We start from the raw sequence: 17199 nt of genomic DNA, 5'->3' as shown, positions 1-17199 counted from the left end.
ACCGCTGATATCAGGAGCCTCCGGGGCTACGCTCTGGTCTTCCCCGTCGATCGGAGACCCGATGGCGCACCCCGGCTCCCCGCCCAGGCTCGACCTCCCGGCCGACGCGGGCCGTGGCAGGAAAAAGACGATCATCGTCCTCTCCGTCGTCGTGGCCGTGGCCGTGCTTATTGCCGCCGCGGCCCTGATATTCCTCGGTGGCGAGGAGGCCACCTCCCAGGGAACGCCGCGGGAGGTCGGCATCGGCATCGCCACGGAGGACGGCGCGCTGTCGTTCTCCGTGGTCAAACTCCAGTGGAGCGAGCAGGTCGGCAACGCCAAGAACGGCACCACCGCGCAGGGGCGGTTCCTGCTCGTGCACGTGATGGTGCTGAACACGGGGGAGGAGCCGGAGACCTACCGCGCCTCGGCCCAGAAGCTGTACGCGGGGGGCCGCGAGTACGCGACGTCGGCCAAGGCGGCGACGTACCTGCGGGACTCCTCCGAGAAGGTCATCAACCCCGGCGACAGCCTTGTCGTGTTCGTCCCCTTCGACCTGCCCAGAAACGTGACCCCCGACAGCATCGAACTGCACACCACACCGGACTCCACCGGCATCAGGGTCACCCTGCGCTGACCCCGTCCGCGCTCGACGATCCGCCGGTACGTGCACGCCGCCTCGCCGTCCAGCCGCGCCACCCACGCCGCGAACCCGTCCGGCGAGCCGACCTCGTCGGCCGGCCGCAACCCGAACCCGTCCTCATGAACACCGGGACCCCCCTCGGCATGCGCCTCGAGCCAGGCGGCGTGCAGGCGTACGGTGGGCGCGATCAGCTCGGCCACCCGCACGACCGCTGTGACGGGCGGAGAGGCCGCAAATCGGGTCATCGGTTTGTACAAGTTATATGCGGGCGATATGCAGCCCTCGGCTACCTTCCATCGGGAATCACCTGGACGCCAGATCGTGACCGGATCACCGCGAACTGGCCGGTTCGGCAGCAAGCCTGGAGCGCCGCAAGATTTCATGTTCGCAGAGATTGATGAAGAAAACTTTCAGGACCACGCACTTCCCTGAAAGCGGCCTCCTCCTCCGTTGAAGTGGATCAACATGCCACGAGAGTAGCCCTGTCGCCACGGGGCTCAACGGCATCGAGGAGTTGGGCGTGCCGACCGTGTCCCCCGTAACCACCTGTTCAGAGAGGTGAGCATGCCCGAGACCAGCAGGCCGGCCTGGCCGAAGACCCTCAAGTTCGCCATTGTCGCCCTGTCGGCCGCCTTCGTGGCGACCCTGGCGCCCCAGGCCGCGTCGGCCCAGAACGCCGGCGCCCTGGCCGTGTCCCACAAGAGCCCGTTCAACTGCGGCAAGACCTTCAACGCCAACAACTGGACGGGCAGCCCCAACCACAACCCGTTGGGCTCGATCGACTGGCAGAACTATGGCAGTGACGCCATCAACGGTGAACCCGTCCGCGCCACCGCCGCCGGCACCGCGTACTTCTACAACGCGGGCAACACCAGCTACGGCAGGTGGGTGGAGATCCGTCACAGCGACGGGAGCCGCACCCGCTACGCGCACCTCGCGACCCAGGTCAAGGCGGCCGGCAGCTCCATGAGCGTCAGCCAGGGCACCCAGATCGGGACCGTCGGCTCGACGGGCGGCTCCAACGCCCCCCACCTGCACTACGAACAGCGGACCTCCGGCGGCGGGATGGACACCAGCCCGACCGTGGAGGGCACGACCGTGTCCGTCGGCCAGAAGAAGGCTCTCAAGAGCACCAACGGTTGCGGCGGCAGCGGCGGCAACCCCAACACCGCCGAAGAGGTCTGCGGCAGCGGCTACGCGGTCATCGACTCGGCCGCCCTCACCGGTGGTCGCACCTACCTGCTGTACAACTCGGGTAACGGCTACAACTGCGTCGCGACGCTGAAGACGACGAACCTCAACTCGTCCTCCGCGGCGTCGGCCTTCCTGGAGCCGAAGGGGGAGAACAGGACCACCGACTCGGGCAGCTACCAGTACTACGCCGGACCCGTGAAGCGCGACGCGGCCGGACAGTGCGTCAAGTGGGGCGGCTCGATCGGCAGCAGCACCTACACCAGCGGGTTCGAACACTGCGGCTAGGAGCGCGACTCCGCTGATGGTCTCGAAGGCCACCACTCCGTCAGGGGTGGTGGCCTTCAGCCTGTGGTGCAGACCTGCCCGGGAGAGCCGAGGCCCTACCGGGCGGAGTCCTGGAGGGCCTGGATCAGCGCGATGGTGGCGGGCGGGTCGGGTGGGTCGCCGTAGGTGGCGGCGTAGAGCCGCCGGGTGTGGTTGGTGAGCTCGGTGGTGTGGATGTCGGGCCGGCGGTGGGCTTGCAGCGCGAGGCCGGGCAGGGTGGTGACGCCCTTGCCGGCGGCGACGAGGGCTTGCACCACGACCATGTCGTCGCTGAGTGATGCGATGCGCGGGGTGAAGCCCTCTTGCCGGCACAGCGTGACCAGCTCGTTCTGGCATCGTTTGCAGCCGCCGATCCATGCGGAGTGGCGATGGTTGGCGATGCTGTCGTCGGGTCGCCGGCTGACGAGGTGGATCGGGTCGTCGCCGATGTGGACGAGCCGGAATCCCTCTTCCTCGACCGGGGCGTGGGCGTACTGGAAGATGAGGGCGACGTCGATCTCGCCCTGTCGCAGCATCTGCAGCGCCTCGACCGGATGACGCTCGATCAGGATCAGCTCGAGTCCCGGATGCGCCTGGTCCAGGGCCATGGCCGCCTTCGGCACGATCGTGCTCAGCGGCGAGGCGTTGGCGGCCAGGCGGACCCGCCCCGTCCGCAGACCGACCTGCGCGGCCAGCTCGCTGGTCGCCGCGTCGACCCGGCCCACGATCTCGATGGCCCGGTTGGCCAGCAGCCGCCCCTCGGGGGTCAGGCGGATGCCACGGCCCACCCGCTGGACGAGCTTGACACCGGTGGCCGCCTCCAGGCGGGACAGGTGATGACTCACCGACGGCTGCGAGTAGTGCAGCTCCCTCGCCGCCTCCGTCACGGACTCATGTCGCGCCACCGCGGCCAGCACCTTGAGATGGACCAGGTTCAGCATTCATCAAAGATATCAATATGAAGGGCGATGGATTGGCATTAGACGTCATCTCTTGATGCGTCCATGCTCTCTGGTGAGGGCGCCGGACGTTGGCGCCGAACCGACTGAGGGAGCACGATGAGCAAGCTCAGGTGTCACATCTCGATCTCGCTGGACGGTTTCGTCGCCGGCCCGGACCAGAGCGAGGAGAACCCGCTCGGCGTGGGTGGCGATCGGCTCCACGACTGGGTGGTTCCGCTGGCCGCCTTTCGCGGGGCCCACGGTGAGCAGGGCGGCGAGGTGAACGCGAGCACACCGGTGTTCGAGGAGTCGATCCAGAACATCGGCGCCGGGGTGATGGGCAGGAACATGTTCGGCCCCATCGGCGGTGGCGCCTGGGGCGATGAGCGGTGGACGGGCTGGTGGGGCGACAACCCGGCTTTCCACTACCCGGTGTTCGTCCTCACCCATCACTCGCGTGAGCCGGTGGAGATGAAGGGAGGGACCACGTACCACTTCGTCACCGACGGCATCGAGTCCGCGCTCGAACGGGCGAAGAAGGCCGCCGGCGGCAAGGACGTCATGCTGTGGGGCGGCGGCGACGTCGCTCGCCAGTACCTGGCAGCGGGACTGCTGGACGAGCTCGAACTGCACGTCGTTCCGGTGCTGCTCGGCGGGGGTTCCCGCCTCCTCGACGATCTCGGGGGCGCGGACGTGCGACTCGAGCAGGTCCGGGCCGTCGAGGGGCCCGGCGTGACCCACCTCAGGTACCGGATCCTGCGGGGTGTTCCGTCATGATCGACGTGGCGATCATCATCGGCAGCACCCGCCCCGGACGCAAGGGCGAGGCGGTCGCCGGCTGGGTCCATGACCTTGCGGTCAGGCGCGGCGACGCCAGGTTCGAGGTGGTGGACCTGGCCGACTTCGCGCTTCCGCCCCTGGACGAGCCGATGCCGGCGATCACGGGCCAGTACACCCGGGCGCACACCCGTACGTGGGCGGCGAAGATCGCCTCGTACGACGCCTACGTGTTCGTGACCCCCGAGTACAACCACTCGGCACCCGGCCCGCTGAAGAACGCGATCGACTATCTCTACGCCGAATGGACCAACAAGGCAGTCGGGTTCGTCGGCTATGGCACCGCCGGCGGCGCCCGCGCCATCGAGCACCTGCGGCTGGTGATGAGCTGCCTGCAGGTCGCCCACGTCAGCGCGCAGGTGGAGCTGTCGCTGTTCACCGATTTCGAGGACTTCACGGCCTTCCACCCGGCGAGACGCCACAAGGACACCCTCACCACCCTGCTGGACCAGGTCATCGCTTGGAGCACCGCGCTGCGGGCACTGCGCAGAGGAGAGCACTGTGGAGCCTGATCGCCTGCGTACCTTCATCGACGAGGTGGCACTCGTGGTGAGCGGCACCGACGACGAGCACGAGATCACGGCGCGGATCGCCGAGCGGCTGTCCGCCCTGCTGGCCGGCGGCTACCGGCTCCCGCCGGAGGTCACGCGAGCATCGTCCGCGCGTCACATGACGTATCCGCTCTACATCGCTCCCGACGAAAGCTGGTCGATGGCGTCCGTGGTCTGGGACGTGGGCCAGCAGACCAACGTGCACTCGCACCAGACGTGGGGCGTCGTCGGCATCTACGCGGGAGTAGAACACGAGACCCGCTACCTCAAGCCGACGGCGTCCACCGCGAACACGCCACTGACGCCGGCCGGCGAGGCACGGTGGACGCCGGGGCAGGTGACCGTCTGCTGCACCACCGACGACGACGTCCATGCCGTCGCGGCCGTCGGCAGCGAACCCACCATCGGGATCCACGTCTACGGCGGCAACATCGCCACGATCAGACGGCGATCGTACGACCCCGCCACCGGCGAGGCCCACTGGTTCGTCTCCGGCTGGGACAACCCCGAAGATCTGCCCTGAAGCCCGGTCCGGCCGGCGATTCGGACCGCGTCCGGTGACGGCCCGGCACCGGCTCAGTGACGCGCTATACCGCAGACATACCGGCCCTTCGTAGCCTTGGCGGCGAAATTTCAGCGCCGTTCGCAAGAAAGGGCCACCATGGCATCCTTCAGATATATCCGCAGCTTGAAAGCCGTATCCATTCTCAGTGCGTCGCTCGTGGCGGCTTCCATCTTCGGAGCCGCTCCGGCGTCCGCGGCGGGCTCGTGGTCGGTGGAAGCGCCGACCCAGGCCACGCAGGTGAGCACGCTGGTGAAGAAGGACTTCGGCGGCTACACCCTCCAGCTCCGCTACGGCAGGTACGGGGGCAAGGGATGGATCTGGGCGCGGATCACCGACATCGACTCGGACATGAGCGGCGACAACCTCTGGATCAAGGTCCACAATCGCGCCAGCGACGCGGAGGTATCCAAGTGGACGTCGATCAACGGCAAGAAGACGACCTTCAGCGTCGCCTACCGGTACCGCGCTGACCACACGTTCCAGGCCTGCGAGAAGAACAACATCCTGGGTGGCAGCCCGGCCGTGTGCATCACCCACCGCATCTGAGAACCGGCATCCGGGCCGCGTCACCTGCATTCAGGCGCTGCCCCGTGCCGCCCGCCTTTCGGGTCGAAGGTGAACTCGTCCGGGCCAAGACGGTCGCGACGTGCCGGTACCGCTCAGCCATGCCCATCGGTTCTCCAGACATTAAGGTCACTCGTGATGAGCCGGACGTGACGCTGGGCGTGTGCCACAACATCGACGGGCTCTTCGCAGACCCCGAGCCCGTCCCTCCGCCCGAGACCTTCACCCTGCTCGCACCCTGCTCGGCTGCGATCCGGCGGGTCCGTTGCTGGAGGCGCTGCGGCGTATGGGGACCGAGCGGGCGTGACTGTCCAGCACCGCCCTGACGCCCGTCCACCGGCCAACCAGCAGCGGCCCGCCGGGTGCTGGGAGTACGAGCACGCGTGAGGAGGAGCTCATCGACGTCACCGTGGTCGGCCGACGACCGTCGGCGGCCCGGGACGCTTAGGACTTGCCGAGAAATAACTTGTAGCGTTTCGGCTTCGCTGCCGATGCTCTGGTGTGAGCGTGTCGGCGGAGACCGTGGAGATGCTGGCGGGCAAGCTCGCGGTGATCTTGCCGCATTTGGATGAGCAGCAGCGTCGGCTGTTGCTGGGTGCCGGGGCTCGTGCGTTGGGGCGGGGCGGGATCCGGGCGGTGGCCCTGGCCGCGGGTATGCGGGAAGCCACCGTGTCGCGGGGCATGAACGAGTTGGATGCGTGGGGTGAGCCGTCGGAACGGGTACGTCGCCCGGGCGGGAGCCGCAAACGGCTGGTCGAGACCGACCCGGAGTTGCGGGTGGCGCTGCTGGCCCTGGTGGAGCCGGATGAGCGCGGGGATCCGACCTCGCCGCTGCGCTGGACGACCAAGTCCACGCGCAAGCTGGCCGGTGAGCTCATCCGGCAGGGACACCAGGTATCGGCCGACACCGTCGCGGGCATCCTGCGTGGCGAGGGGTTCAGCCTGCAGGCCAACGCCAAGACGCTGGAGGGTGCCCAGCACCAGGACCGCGACGCGCAGTTCACCCATCTCAACGAGCAGGTCCGTGAATATCGGGACGCCGGACAGCCGGTGATCAGCGTAGACACCAAGAAGAAGGAACTGATCGGGCCGTTCAAGAACGCCGGGCGGCAATGGCGGCCGAAAGGTGAACCGGTGCCGGTCAACGTCTACGACTTCGCCGACTCCGCCGAGGGCAAGGCGATCCCGTACGGCATCTACGACATCGCGGCCGACAGCGGCTGGGTGAACGTCGGCACCGATCACGACACCGCCGCGTTCGCTGTCGCCTCCATCCGCCGCTGGTGGCACGCCCAGGGCAGTGCCGCTTACCCGCGTGCCACCCGGTTGCTGATCACCGCCGATGCCGGCGGCGCCAACGGCTATCGCACCTGGTCACGGTCGCCCATCTCGCTCAGGAAGTGAAACGGCTCAACACCGAATACGACCGTGCGCCGTCTGCGTCACTACTGGCCGGTGCTGCTCAAGCACACAATCAAGTGACGTTGCTGCGATCGCATGCGCCGAGGGGGCGCATCCGCCGCGAGCTTTCGATCTCCGCTGCCGAGTCTGCCACGTTGATGGGGCAACTGGTCTGGGACGCATCCCAGCGGCATGATCATGTCGTCGCGGTGCAGTATTTCGATCAGGCGATAGAGGCCGCACGCGAGATTCGTGATCCGGTGTTGGAAGCCCACGCTCACCTACGCAAAGGATTCATCGCCTTGTACGGCACAAAGGATCCCGAGGAAGGCTTTCTCGCCCTCCCAATTCGGGCGCCTTGCCGGATCGTGCTACCTGTTCCTCGGCGTGAATGACAAGGCCGAACGGATCCTCTCAGGCACGGCCCGCACGCTGGTGCAGTGGAAGAAGTCCCAGTCCATCGTGTTGGGCAATCTCACGCCGCCTACATCAGGCAAGGCAAGTTGGAGGAGGTGTGCAGCACGCTGCATGAGGCGATCGACCTGATCGAGGCCACGCGCGGCGGAGGTGGGCTCAACATCGCGTTCTCCGCGGGCCGTGAGCTGGCGCCGTGGCGGCACGAACCATGGGTGCAGGAGATCAGTGACCGCCTGTTCGGGCTGATGACGACGTGATGCACTTGGAGCATGAGTCTTGATGCTGCCAAGAACGCAGTCCGGGAACGTATCTGGTCCGCACTGATCGAGGCTCAGGTCTCGACCGCGGACGCCCAGGGGTACATCCCTGATTTCGTCGGCTCGGACCGCGCGGCCGAACTGCTCGCCTCTATGGATGTGTGGCGCTCAGCTCGAACGGTGAAGGCCAACCCCGACACCGCCCAGCTCCCAGTCCGCGCACGGGCGCTGGCCGAAGGCAAGATCCTTTATATGGCTGTCCCGAAGATCGCCACGATCGAGCGATTCTACCTGATCGACCCCGCCGAAACCCGTCTTCCGCCTGCTCAAGCGGGCATCGAGCAGTGTCGCCGCCCAGGCTGGTCCGCGTGTGGGGATTGAGGAGATGCGCCTTATCGACCTGGTGGTGTGCGGCACAGTAGCGGTCAATCATCAGGGCGTACGGCTCGGCAAGGGGGCCGGCTACTCCGACATCGAGGTAGCCCTGTTGATCGAGGACGGGCTCGTGACCGATGAGACCGTGATCGTGACCACGGTGCACTCATTGCAAGTGATCGACGAGCCTCTACCTGAGGGCAACCACGATTTTCGGGTGGACTTCATCGTCACTGAGAACGACATCATCCAATGCCCGCGATCGCGGCGCCCCTCCGGTCTGATCTGGGAGAGCATGCCCGCCGAGAAGATCAGGGCGATCCCGATCCTGGGCGCGCGAGCGAAGAATCACCTGAACTAAGGCCCCAGGCTCCAGATTCGTATCGTCTTGTCACTCCCGCCGGTAATCACGACAGGAGTCCCGTCACTGCGTTTGCCTGCCGACACAGCGTAGATCGTGCCGGAATGCGCGGCGAATGGCTCTCCCGCTGCCGCTCCGGTGTCCAGATCCCACACGGACACGTTGCCGGAGACATCGCCGTAGACGATGGCAGGGGAACCATCACCGCGTCGCCCCACGGCCAGGTCCGCGAACTGGGTGGCTGGGATCCTGATGGACTTCCCAATCGGCTTTCCGGTGTTCAGGTTGTACGTCCAGATCTTGCCGTCCGGTGTGTCTTCATCCGGCAGGGGAAAGTCGGTGTTCGCGGAGATGGCGACGGGTGTGCCGTCGCGGCGCTTCCCAACCGCCAAGGCTCGGGCCTGGCACTGGTCACAACTGAAGAGCGACTTAGTGAGCGGCCTTCCGGTCTCCAGGCTCCAGATGCGTGTCCGGCCCTCGGTGTTGGCGGTGACGACGACGGGCGTGCCATCGCCGCGCTTTCCGGTCGCCAGGTCTGTGGTTGTGGTGAAGACCTCGGTGAAGGATCTCTTGATGTGTTTGCCTGTGTTCAGGTTCCACAGGCCGACGACGGATCTGATTCCTCCTGCGGTGGCAGCGACGACGGGGGTGCCATCTCGGAGTTTCTCCGTCGCCACTCCCCACATGATGTCGCGTTCGGACACGATGGGCTTGCCGAGAGGTTTCCCGGTGTCCAGGTTCCAGATCCGTACGGTGCTGTCCTCTCCGCCGCCGGAGATGATGACCGGGGTGCCGTCACTGCGCTTACTGATCGCGAGGCTGTAAACCTCCTGGCGATGTCCCTTCAGCGGTTTTCCGATGGGCTTTCCGGTATCCAAGTTCCAGATGCGGATGGTTTTGTCGAAACTGCCGGAGACGACGATTGGCGTGCCGTCACTACGCTTGCCGACGGCCAATGCCAGTACAGAACTCGTGTGCCCCTTCAGAGGGTCACCGATCTGAGTGCCCAGGGGAGGGATGTCGGCCGAAGACGAAGGACCTGCAGAGAGTACGGCCCTGGATACCGCGCTTTCCGCTGGCAGGTTCAGCGAACCAACGGCTAACAGCACACCCGCAGCAACGACTAGGGACCTGGCGCCCACCGCACGTACCTCGTATCCACGTTGATCATCGGTCGGGATCAGACTAGCCACTGTGCCGACGCGACAGGAAGAGGCTGGCTCCCGACTTCCACGGATCGCAGGCACCCCGGTTCAGGGGCGCTGGTTCTCCGTCCGGAGCCATTCGAGGTAGCTTTCGGCCCCCGCCTCCACAGGTGGGGTCGTGATGGGGCGGATTCTCGTCTTCCTGGCTGTCCAGGATGTGTTTACGCAGGGCAGGATAGGTGGTTTCAGTGGTGACGATCGCGAGTCGCCAGAGCGCGGCTTCTTCAATGCCGACATCCCAGCGTATGACCCTGGTCACCTCGGAAATCTCGACGAATGCAGCAAGCCCGGCTTCGAGAATGCCGTGAGCCAACTGGGTGGCCGCCTCGCGCCCCCTCCACGCTTACGCGGACCTCGATGAATTCCGCCATGACGCCTCACCCTACTCACCGGGACGTCTTAACGGGAGGGTTTCGTGATCGGGAGATCGTAGAAGACCTCCAGTGCTTCTCCCAGGCCGATGAACTCCTCCATGAGCAGGGGCCTATCCTTGCTCGACATCAGACGAGTGATCTGGAGGACGGGCGTTCCAGGTATGGCGTGCAGCGACTCTGCCTCATCGGGGAGGGGCATGCGAGCGCGGACGTGTTCCCGCCAGTGGAGCCGCGACGTGGTGCCGGCGAAGTGTGCGTAGATGTCGGGTGGGGCTGGCAAGACGGCATCCTCGGCCCATGGCGTGGTGGTTGCGACGCTGAAGGGAACGTACGTGCGGTGAAAGCGTCGGATGTCGTCGCTCACTTGCAGTACCGAACGAACCAGCATCGGCTCACCCGCAGGGATTCCGAGGAGTTCGGCATGCGCGAGTGTGGCGTTGAGCCGTACATATGACGGCTTGTCGGCGTCGCGCCATGTCAGCTCGCTCACGTCGTGGTAGCCATCTGAGGCGTGCGCGATGCCCCGCCTCTCGGCATGAGCGGGGGCGTGACCGCTGCCGTGGAGCTGGCGCTGCTCGTGTGGGGACGCTGGGTCAACCTGACCCGACCGATCGAACGCGGCTACGCGGCGATCACCACGGCGCGGGCGGGTGGCTGACCGCCGCCGCTCCCAACGGTCCCTTCACACCGCCGCTACCGGCGATCCTGCTGATCGGCGGGGTATTGCTGGCGGTGCCTTGGTGGGCGCACCGCCGGTGCCGCGCCCACGTCCGCGTCGAACGCACCCTGGCCGCCTGGCCCGACATCGCCAAAGCGGCCGGTCTGGCTGGATCTCGCGTTCAGTCCGCGATCGTGGACCTGTGGGGCTATCGCTTCCGGCTCGGGCTGGGGCTCGGCCAGTGGCCACCAAGCAGGCCAACCGCGCCGACATTCGAGTGATCGAAACTGACCCGCACGCCGATGCCATCGCCTGGGCAGGTCCGTCCATCACCTCGATCACCCAGCCCGTCAAGCTGGGGCTGTTCGAGGACGGCAGTCCAGTCCGCGTTCCCTGCTGCGGCGGCATGGGCTGTTCGCGGGCATGTCCGGGGCGGGCAAGTCCGGCGGAGTGAACGTCCTGCTCGGGGAGCTGACCGCTTGCCAGGACGTGATCCTGTGGGCGATCGACCTCAAGCGCGGCATGGAGTTACAGCCGTGGGCATCGTGCATCGATCGGTTGGCCACCACCCCACAGGAGGCAGAGGCCTTGCTGGGCGATGCCGTGGTGATCCTCGACGGACGGGCCGATGACCTCACCAGGCGTAGCGCACGTGTGTGGGAGCCGTCGCCAGAGCGGCCCGCGCTGATCATCGTGGTCGACGAGTACGCCGAGTTGGCCAGCGAGGCGCCACGCGCGATCGACTATGCCGACTCGATCGCAAGTCGGGGCCGCGCGCCGGCGGTCAATCTGATCGCTGCCACCCAGCGCCCCTCCAAGGACGCGATGGGCAAGAGTGCGGTCCGCTCCCAGATGGATGTCCGGCTGTGTTTCCGCGTTCGGGAACCGCGCGACGGGGACCTCGTCCTGGGACAGGGCATGGTCAAGACCGGCGGCCTCAAGGTGTGGCATCCGGTGACCGAGGCAGGGTTCAAGCACAAGAGGTTCGCCATCTACGTGTGGCGAGCCGACCGAGTAGGAGGTGACACCAAGACCCGCAAGTCACGCCGAACGCTGGAACTGCCCAAGCTCGCCGCTGAGGCACTCCGGCAACACCACACCCGCCAGGCCGCCCACAAGCTCAAGGCGGGCGAGGCTTGGCAAGATCACAACCTGGTGTTCTGCACGAACGTCGGCACTCCGCTCGACGCGGCGAATGTACGGCGAGCGTTCCGGAACATCACCAAAAACGCGGGAATCGGAACCGACTGGACGCCCCGCGAACTGCGTCACTCGTTCGTCTCCATCATGAGCGACCAGGGCGTACCCATCGAGACCATCGCCGATCTCGTCGGTCACGCTGGCACCAGCGTCACAGAGGCGGTCTACCGGCACCAGCTCAAGCCGGTGATCACCAAGGGCGCCCACACCATGAACACAATCTTCGGCGACAAGCCGACGGGTTGAGTCCGAGTGAGCCTGTCGGGGTGGCGGTGTGCTGGTTCAGGACATAGGAAACCCATGTCGCAAGACATAGGAAACTTCAACAGCGTGTGTCTCGGGACATAGGCAACCGCCGCTGTCATGAGCGTGGGCGGTGTGTCCAAGGCCAGAGTTGTCATCACCGCTGTTGTCGTCGAAGGCCGGTCTCAGGCAGAGGTGGCCCGCGCGTACGGGGTGTCCAAGGGCTGGGTGTCCAAGCTCGTCGCGCGTTACCGGGCCGAGGGCGAGGCGGCGTTCGGGCCCCGGTCGCGACGGCCGCTCACCTCGCCGAACGCGATCGACGCCGACACTGTCGAGTTGATCGTCCGGTTGCGCAAGGACCTCGCCGAGCAGGGCCTGGATGCCGGCCCGGACACGATCGCCTGGCACCTGCGCCAGCATCACGGGCGGACGGTGTCACGGGCCACGATCAGCCGCCATCTGATGCGGCACGGGCTGGTGACGCCCGAGCCGAAGAAGCGTCCCCGCTCGTCCTACATCCGCTTCCAAGCCGCGCAGCCGAACGAGACCTGGCAGGCCGACTTCACCCACTACCACCTCGCTCACGGCACCGACACCGAGATCCTGTCCTGGCTGGACGACCCTCCCGCTACGCCCTGTCGGTGACCGCACACGCCCGCGTCACCGGCCCGATCGTCCGCGACACCTTCCGTCAGGCCGTTGCCGCCCACGGCGTGCCGGCCTCCACCCTGACCGACAACGGCATGGTGTTCACCACCCGGCTGGCCGGCGGCCGCGGCGGCCGCAACGCCTTCGAACACGACCTGCGCCGCCTGCACGTCCGCCAGAAGAACTCCACCCCCAACCACCCCACCACCTGCGGCAAGGTCGAACGCTTCCAGCAGACCATGAAGAACTGGCTACGCGCCCAGCCCCACCAGCCGGCCACCCTTGCCGACCTGCAAGCACTCCTGAACCGTTTCTGCGACGCCTACAACCACCACCGCCCGCACCGGTCCCTGCCGCACCGCGCCACCCCGGCAGCGGCCTACACCGCCTTGCCCAAGGCCTTGCCCGACGGCAGCCGCGACGCCGACACCCACGCCCGCGTCCGCCACGACCGCATCGACCCCTCCGGCGTGGTCACCCTGCGCGTCAACGGCCGGCTACACCACATCGGCATCGGACGAACCCACGCCCGAACCCACGTCATCCTGCTGATCGACGACCTGCACATCCGCGTCGCCAACGCCATCACCGGAGAACTCCTGCGCGAGCTGATCCTCGACCCCACCCGCGACTACCAACCTCAGGCAAACCCCAACAAGACGAAACCCCCGAACCCGTAGGTTCGAGGGTTTCCGATGTCGTGAGACATCACACCTGTCGGGGTGGCGGGATTTAAACCCACGACCTCTTCGTCCCGAAGCAATTCGAACACCTATTCAAGTGGGTCGCGCCAGCCCTGTGGCCTGCGGTGAGAGTGCGGGACCGTCCGCCAACGTTCGTGATCGACCACGGCGATTGTCACGCAGTCTGTCACTCAGCCGACCTCACGACAGGTGACGGACTCCCAGCGTGATCACACCAGGGATCAGCAATGCACTGCCGAAGTGTTCCTGCAGGTATCAAGGGGCGGCGGCGCTGCGCGCCGAGCGTGCGGCCTGGAGGCCGGTCCCGGCGCGCGCAGGACTCCTGGCCGTCGCCGCACGCCCGCCCGCCCCGCCGTACCCATACGAACTCGCCAACCAGGGCCACGCCGCCGCTCCAATTCAGCACGACGATCATCACATCGTGGACGGTCGCCGTACGTGGTTGGGGCGATCGAAGGCCCAGGGCTTCGCACCTCAGCCGCGGCCCACCGGATTGCGTGCAACTCTCTGTGCCGGCTGAGCATGCGGGCACTGGCCATTGAAGGTCGTGTCCCGTAAGCAACCGAGCTACGGCGACTCCTGTGCACAGACGTTGTGAAACGTGGTTAGCCTCGCCCTCTCTGGCCACCGCCTAAAGTTCCCTACGACGCACCACTAGGATCTAAATCGGACTTACAGGTTTACGCGCGGCGGAGTGTTCGACTGGCCGCAGCGATCACGGTGGTAGCTAGCACCCATCCGCTCATAACGAGCACCATGGTGACCAGTTTCGACACTCCGAGCGGATCCCAAGCTTTCTCGTGCCCGAGGTCTACCAGTGGTATCAGCAGGTCGAGGGAGTATAGCCACGGATCCCAAGTGGGATGTTCGTCGGCCTTAACAGGGCACAGCCCAGGGCTTGTTGGAAGACAATCGGGTGCCCCGAAGGTGAACCAAAGGCCCGCTCCCATCAGCAATAGCGCGAAGACAGCAAGCGCCCGGCCCGGCGCATAACCGTACCCAATCACTGCGTCTTGCAGGCTGCCCCACAGTCTGATCATCAGGTTCTTCGATTGGTGCGCCCGCCGGATTGAAGCTAGGCGTATCGTGCGAGCGTCATCGTCTTGGCCAGCCAGGTCAAGGCAGGCGGCAAGTTCCTCGTACGGCCCTGACGCGTATGTGGGAGTGGCGCGTTTGAGCCACATCAGGCGCTCGGCTGCAGAAAGGTCAGAGTCGAGGCGCTCGTAGTTGAAGCCGGAAATGTTGATGGGTGCCGCCGCAGGCCACGAGGTGGCCCCATCGGCCAATTCTTGAACGCTTGCCGACGCCAGCGAGAAGGCGTGGACCGGCTGTAGGGCGGGTCTCAGCACGAGCGTCCCGGCGGTGAGCCCATCCGCCCGTAGCGCTAACGGTCCATCGGTGGCTAGGTGAGTGCATTCGAGGCGGACAGTGCGCCCGACGGTCACGCTGTCCATCACCAGCCCTCGCTTCAGTTGGGCCCCTCGCAAGTCGATGTCGCCAGCTATCCGCGCTCCTGTGCACCGCAGGGCCAGGCCACGCCACTCGCCCTTGGCATCTACCACAGTGCCGCGCGACGACTCGTCGGCGCTCAGGCCGTTCAGGGTAGCGTCGACGAAGCGCAGGTCGCCGTCGAGCAGGCTGCCAGCCAGGTCGATCAGCCCTTCCACGGTGCAGCGGTCGGCGATGAGGTCACCAGTAAGCTGCAGCCCAGAGGCGCCCAGGGCTATGCCGCGCGGGTTTGTCAGCTTTGCATCGGTCATCCTGAGATTGACTCCGACGGCGGCGTTCGTTAGCTGGACCGATCCTGTAGCGACGAACGAGCCGGTAGTTGCCAGGGATCCCTTGATAACAGCGCGGCGCAGGTCAAGGGCAGTGGCCGAGCCATTGCTGATGGTGGCGTTGTAGAAGTCAGCATTGCCGTCGATATGAATAGCGGTCAGGGTTACCGCACCATCGGAGGTGCAGTTTGCGGCTGAGAAACTGTTGCCGATGTTCGCCCCATTGGCATCTAACGCTGACCGCTTGTCCGAGGCGGACAATTTGGCACGCACGATCATGAGATTACACGCAATTCGTGCACCGTGCATGTACAAGGAGGAAGCAAGGTCGACGTCATTAAATAGCGCGGACCCTTCGACTTCTAGGTGGTCGGCGCGAATGGCGTCATCGTCCTTCTTGAGATCGCTAATTATGCTGCGCTTCAAGCTGATGTTGCAGCCGACTACCATGTGGTGAAGTTGCACCGCGCCGCGAATTCGAGCGTCGTCGCTACGAAATCTCATTGCGACGCGGCAGTGGTCAAAACTGAGTGCGGTCTCTAGTGGTCGCGATACCTCCAACCTATCCAGCAGCACGCTGTCGCCAATCGTGGCGCCTGCTAACAACACGCCGCCCGTCACCTGCACGCCTGTGCTTCCGATGATGGAGCCGCCGACTACAAGCGCAGGTGCGGCGAGAGCCCAGTTGCCTGGTGCGGCAAGTCTGGCGCCAGTCAATAGTAGGTCGCCGTCAATCCGCGCGGAGTCCATCCTCACCCAACCGGTGATGTTGGCGCCGTGGAGGTTGAGATCGCTGGCGACGTGCGTGCCGTTAAGTCTGATAGCTAGCTTGGCTTCCCCGGCGTCGATCGTCGCGTTCTTGAGTACAAGGTCCCCGCCTATTTCGGCGTCACCCAGGTGGATGGGACCGAGAACCCGGCTGCCGTCCAAAAACATAGGCCCCGAGCACGTCACCCGTTCCGCATTCAACCCTGGTAGCAGGCAGTCTGTGAAGCCAATGAACTGCGTATTTGCGTCGCTTAGGTTGAGGGTTCGGTCGAAGGCGCACCCCAGGAAGAGGAACGACTCCAACTCGCCACATCCAACGTCGAGCCAGCCGGATACCCGCGCTCCCTTGAGGATGAGCCTGGCAGGGCTACCGGGCAGTTGCGGGGGGCCATGCATGAGCAGATGGGCAATGACTTCGGCACGAATGATTCTTTCTAGCCCCCAATATTCGTTGCCGGGAGATCCAGTGACAGGACTCGGTCCTTCGAGATCGAGTTGCGCGCCTCGACGGAATGCGGTCCATAGCCGTTGTTCCGGCAGGCTCCAGTCATCTGGAGGGGACAAATCATTAGTTTGGGTCATCCGTGCCCCTCCAATCGTAACGATTGCTGGCGAATTCCCTGAAGATACATCAGGCTGAGGTCAGGTACGCACCTATAAGGGACTCACCGGTCAGCCCCAGCCGCGGTGGCCATGCCACCGCCCAAAACGGCACGAGGATCGCCACATCGTGGCGGGTGGTCGTCCATGGTCGAGGGGGCGGGAGTTCCAGGGTTGCGGCGGTGGAGTACTCGCCATGGCATTCAGCGTGGCATACGAAGAGCAAGATTGGCCATGGTGCATCGAGAGGTGACGGCAACGTTGACGACAACAAGGACGAACAAGCCCTCACTGAACCGCGCCGGGTTTGTTGGAGACCGGGTTACCTGGCTGGGGCGAGAGTAGCTGAGTTGATCTCTGTTCGGTAGAGGGCTTCGTATTCGGCGGGTGGAAGGTCTTGGCAGGCGCTGTGGATGCGGCGGTTGTTGTACCAGTCGACCCATTCCATGGTGGCGAGTTCGACGTCGTCCAGGCCCTTCCACGGGCCGTGGCGGTGGATCAGTTCGGTCTTGTACAGCCCGATGGTGCTCTCGGCCAGGGCGTTATCTCGATCCGTCAACTCCTCAGGTTCACGACTCTGAAGATGGTCTGGTGAGGGTCACTCATCCGTTCCATCCGCTGGCCGGGCAGGTG

General features: G+C 65.5%; 19 protein-coding genes and 3 pseudogenes. 16 read left to right on the top strand and 6 right to left on the bottom strand.

Annotated features, from left to right (window positions below; genetic code table 11):
- The first annotated feature begins 61 nt into the window (after positions 1 to 61).
- The 3 genes from AB0I15_RS41425 to AB0I15_RS41415 all read left to right on the top strand — a co-directional run bounded on the left by AB0I15_RS41425 (position 62) and on the right by AB0I15_RS41415 (position 2101).
- Complete coding sequence (locus AB0I15_RS41425) at positions 62 to 616, top strand: DUF4352 domain-containing protein (RefSeq protein ID WP_358108738.1); 555 nt, start codon at positions 62 to 64, stop codon at positions 614 to 616.
- Positions 617 to 799: 183 nt separating this feature from the next.
- On the top strand, positions 800 to 1054 hold the full coding sequence (locus AB0I15_RS41420; RefSeq protein WP_358108735.1) for a hypothetical protein: 255 nt from the start codon (positions 800 to 802) through the stop codon (positions 1052 to 1054).
- Between the two features lie 132 nt (positions 1055 to 1186).
- On the top strand, positions 1187 to 2101 hold the full coding sequence (locus AB0I15_RS41415) for a M23 family metallopeptidase (protein ID WP_358108732.1): 915 nt from the start codon (positions 1187 to 1189) through the stop codon (positions 2099 to 2101).
- A 95-nt stretch (positions 2102 to 2196) separates the two neighbouring features.
- Here the strand turns inward: AB0I15_RS41415 and AB0I15_RS41410 are convergent, their stop codons facing one another.
- Positions 2197 to 3060 (bottom strand): LysR family transcriptional regulator, encoded by an 864-nt coding sequence (locus AB0I15_RS41410; RefSeq protein WP_358108729.1) that lies wholly within the window; start codon positions 3058 to 3060, stop codon positions 2197 to 2199.
- Between the two features lie 117 nt (positions 3061 to 3177).
- Between AB0I15_RS41410 and AB0I15_RS41405 the strand changes: the two genes are divergently transcribed.
- From AB0I15_RS41405 to AB0I15_RS41365, 9 genes and pseudogenes are all read left to right on the top strand, one after another.
- Entirely contained in the window at positions 3178 to 3837 is a 660-nt protein-coding gene (locus tag AB0I15_RS41405; RefSeq protein ID WP_358108726.1) for a dihydrofolate reductase family protein, read from the top strand.
- Complete coding sequence (locus tag AB0I15_RS41400) at positions 3834 to 4409, top strand: NAD(P)H-dependent oxidoreductase (RefSeq protein WP_358108723.1); 576 nt, start codon at positions 3834 to 3836, stop codon at positions 4407 to 4409. Before AB0I15_RS41405 ends, AB0I15_RS41400 begins: the two co-directional genes overlap by 4 nt.
- Positions 4399 to 4971, top strand: a complete 573-nt coding sequence (locus tag AB0I15_RS41395; RefSeq protein ID WP_358108720.1) for a hypothetical protein — start codon at positions 4399 to 4401, stop codon at positions 4969 to 4971. Before AB0I15_RS41400 ends, AB0I15_RS41395 begins: the two co-directional genes overlap by 11 nt.
- Before the next feature lie 138 nt (positions 4972 to 5109).
- Complete coding sequence (locus AB0I15_RS41390; protein ID WP_358108717.1) at positions 5110 to 5559, top strand: hypothetical protein; 450 nt, start codon at positions 5110 to 5112, stop codon at positions 5557 to 5559.
- 546 nt (positions 5560 to 6105) lie between these two features.
- Positions 6106 to 6948 (top strand): annotated as a pseudogene (locus tag AB0I15_RS41385) (ISAzo13 family transposase); the annotation flags it as partial.
- Between the two features lie 29 nt (positions 6949 to 6977).
- The gene (locus tag AB0I15_RS41380; RefSeq protein ID WP_358108714.1) at positions 6978 to 7373 is read left to right on the top strand and encodes a hypothetical protein; all 396 of its coding nucleotides are present in this window, start codon (positions 6978 to 6980) and stop codon (positions 7371 to 7373) included.
- Positions 7374 to 7490: 117 nt separating this feature from the next.
- Positions 7491 to 7652: a hypothetical protein gene (locus tag AB0I15_RS41375; protein WP_358108711.1), complete on the top strand. Its 162-nt coding sequence runs from the start codon at positions 7491 to 7493 to the stop codon at positions 7650 to 7652.
- A 12-nt stretch (positions 7653 to 7664) separates the two neighbouring features.
- Entirely contained in the window at positions 7665 to 8033 is a 369-nt protein-coding gene (locus tag AB0I15_RS41370; RefSeq protein ID WP_358108708.1) for a hypothetical protein, read from the top strand.
- 4 nt (positions 8034 to 8037) lie between these two features.
- Positions 8038 to 8388, top strand: a complete 351-nt coding sequence (locus tag AB0I15_RS41365; RefSeq protein WP_358108705.1) for a 5-formyltetrahydrofolate cyclo-ligase — start codon at positions 8038 to 8040, stop codon at positions 8386 to 8388.
- Here AB0I15_RS41365 and AB0I15_RS41360 read toward each other — a convergent pair.
- The 3 genes and pseudogenes from AB0I15_RS41360 to AB0I15_RS41350 all read right to left on the bottom strand — a co-directional run bounded on the left by AB0I15_RS41360 (position 8385) and on the right by AB0I15_RS41350 (position 10457).
- On the bottom strand, positions 8385 to 9497 hold the full coding sequence (locus tag AB0I15_RS41360; protein WP_358109004.1) for a hypothetical protein: 1113 nt from the start codon (positions 9495 to 9497) through the stop codon (positions 8385 to 8387). The genes AB0I15_RS41365 and AB0I15_RS41360 overlap by 4 nt on opposite strands.
- A 76-nt stretch (positions 9498 to 9573) precedes the next feature.
- A pseudogene (gene cutA / locus AB0I15_RS41355) lies at positions 9574 to 9912 on the bottom strand (divalent cation tolerance protein CutA); the annotation flags it as partial.
- A gap of 80 nt (positions 9913 to 9992) precedes the next feature.
- The gene (locus tag AB0I15_RS41350; RefSeq protein ID WP_358108702.1) at positions 9993 to 10457 is read right to left on the bottom strand and encodes a UTRA domain-containing protein; all 465 of its coding nucleotides are present in this window, start codon (positions 10455 to 10457) and stop codon (positions 9993 to 9995) included.
- Positions 10458 to 10866: 409 nt separating this feature from the next.
- Between AB0I15_RS41350 and AB0I15_RS41345 the strand changes: the two genes are divergently transcribed.
- From AB0I15_RS41345 to AB0I15_RS41330, 4 genes are all read left to right on the top strand, one after another.
- A complete protein-coding gene (locus tag AB0I15_RS41345) occupies positions 10867 to 11079 on the top strand; it encodes a hypothetical protein (protein WP_358108699.1) in 213 nt (70 codons plus the stop codon).
- Positions 11076 to 12071 carry a tyrosine-type recombinase/integrase gene (locus tag AB0I15_RS41340; RefSeq protein ID WP_358108696.1) on the top strand — a complete coding sequence of 332 codons (996 nt, stop codon included), beginning with the start codon at positions 11076 to 11078 and terminating at the stop codon, positions 12069 to 12071. The genes AB0I15_RS41345 and AB0I15_RS41340 overlap by 4 nt, the downstream gene beginning before the upstream one ends.
- 117 nt (positions 12072 to 12188) lie before the next feature.
- Entirely contained in the window at positions 12189 to 12713 is a 525-nt protein-coding gene (locus AB0I15_RS41335) for a helix-turn-helix domain-containing protein (RefSeq protein WP_358108693.1), read from the top strand.
- A complete protein-coding gene (locus tag AB0I15_RS41330; RefSeq protein ID WP_358108690.1) occupies positions 12710 to 13396 on the top strand; it encodes an integrase core domain-containing protein in 687 nt (228 codons plus the stop codon). Before AB0I15_RS41335 ends, AB0I15_RS41330 begins: the two co-directional genes overlap by 4 nt.
- Before the next feature lie 704 nt (positions 13397 to 14100).
- Here the strand turns inward: AB0I15_RS41330 and AB0I15_RS41325 are convergent.
- Both AB0I15_RS41325 and AB0I15_RS41320 read right to left on the bottom strand, forming a co-directional pair.
- Complete coding sequence (locus AB0I15_RS41325; RefSeq protein WP_358108687.1) at positions 14101 to 16548, bottom strand: hypothetical protein; 2448 nt, start codon at positions 16546 to 16548, stop codon at positions 14101 to 14103.
- Positions 16549 to 16888: 340 nt separating this feature from the next.
- Positions 16889 to 17113 (bottom strand): annotated as a pseudogene (locus AB0I15_RS41320) (integrase core domain-containing protein); the annotation flags it as partial.
- Positions 17114 to 17199 lie beyond the last annotated feature (86 nt).

Origin of the sequence: Nonomuraea sp. NPDC050643, assembly GCF_040654715.1 — a bacterium.
GTDB lineage: Bacteria > Actinomycetota > Actinomycetes > Streptosporangiales > Streptosporangiaceae > Nonomuraea.
This window is presented reverse-complemented; position numbering and strand designations above follow the sequence as displayed.

Bases quoted from the DNA above. Each gene is read 5' to 3' on its own strand.
- AB0I15_RS41425 (WP_358108738.1), top strand. From the start codon at position 62: ATGGCGCACCCCGGCTCCCCGCCCAGGCTCGACCTCCCGGCCGACGCG.
- AB0I15_RS41415 (WP_358108732.1), top strand. From the start codon at position 1,187: ATGCCCGAGACCAGCAGGCCGGCCTGGCCGAAGACCCTCAAGTTCGCC.
- AB0I15_RS41410 (WP_358108729.1), bottom strand. From the start codon at position 3,060: ATGCTGAACCTGGTCCATCTCAAGGTGCTGGCCGCGGTGGCGCGACAT.
- AB0I15_RS41405 (WP_358108726.1), top strand. From the start codon at position 3,178: ATGAGCAAGCTCAGGTGTCACATCTCGATCTCGCTGGACGGTTTCGTC.
- AB0I15_RS41400 (WP_358108723.1), top strand. From the start codon at position 3,834: ATGATCGACGTGGCGATCATCATCGGCAGCACCCGCCCCGGACGCAAG.
- AB0I15_RS41390 (WP_358108717.1), top strand. From the start codon at position 5,110: ATGGCATCCTTCAGATATATCCGCAGCTTGAAAGCCGTATCCATTCTC.
- AB0I15_RS41370 (WP_358108708.1), top strand. From the start codon at position 7,665: ATGAGTCTTGATGCTGCCAAGAACGCAGTCCGGGAACGTATCTGGTCC.
- AB0I15_RS41365 (WP_358108705.1), top strand. From the start codon at position 8,038: ATGCGCCTTATCGACCTGGTGGTGTGCGGCACAGTAGCGGTCAATCAT.
- AB0I15_RS41335 (WP_358108693.1), top strand. From the start codon at position 12,189: ATGAGCGTGGGCGGTGTGTCCAAGGCCAGAGTTGTCATCACCGCTGTT.
- AB0I15_RS41325 (WP_358108687.1), bottom strand. From the start codon at position 16,548: ATGACCCAAACTAATGATTTGTCCCCTCCAGATGACTGGAGCCTGCCG.